The sequence below is a fragment of the Cytobacillus sp. GQ23 genome (assembly GCF_059758675.1).
In genome coordinates this window covers 1-260 of record NZ_JCAXER010000087.1, presented here as the reverse complement: position 1 = coordinate 260, position 260 = coordinate 1, and the positions used below count along the sequence as shown (strand labels likewise).

At 48.5% G+C, this 260-nt stretch carries 2 tRNA genes; both read left to right on the top strand.

Features of this window, described 5'->3' with window-relative positions:
• Nucleotides 1–63: 63 nt before the first annotated feature.
• A tRNA-Ile gene (locus AC6CHU_RS26020) sits at nt 64–140 on the top strand.
• 11 nt (nt 141–151) lie between these two features.
• Nucleotides 152–227 (top strand) — tRNA-Ala (locus AC6CHU_RS26015).
• Nucleotides 228–260: the final 33 nt, after the last annotated feature.

Here is a 260-nt window from a genome sequence, read left to right as displayed (position 1 = left end):
TGTTCTTTGTTCGTTCAGTTTTGAGGGATTAATCCTCATATTTTCATACTTTACCTATTATGTGGGCCTATAGCTCAGCTGGTTAGAGCGCACGCCTGATAAGCGTGAGGTCGATGGTTCGAGTCCATTTAGGCCCACCATCTCATATAATGGGGCCTTAGCTCAGCTGGGAGAGCGCCTGCTTTGCACGCAGGAGGTCAGCGGTTCGATCCCGCTAGGCTCCACCAACCATAACGATTCCATTCGTTATTTTTTGTTCC